Consider the following 231-nt stretch of genomic DNA (forward strand, 5'->3'; position numbering starts at 1 on the left):
ACGGCCTCTCGCCGCTTCCCTGCGGCTCGCCCTGGTCACACTCATTCACTCAGCGGCCCGGATGCCGCCTCCGGTAATCTGCCTCAGCTATCGATAACGCGGGTTGCAGAAACATGTTTCAGCGGTAAAAGTATCTGATAAATACTGGTTTATTACCGCGGCGGTGTGACCACGCGCTATCCGCAGCGCTGAGCGCAGAGTGACGGCCCGGAGGAGCCGGCAGGACGCCGG

Origin of the sequence: Tatumella sp. JGM94 (genome assembly GCF_018257595.1) — a bacterium.
GTDB classification, from domain to species: Bacteria; Pseudomonadota; Gammaproteobacteria; order Enterobacterales; family Enterobacteriaceae; genus Tatumella; species Tatumella punctata.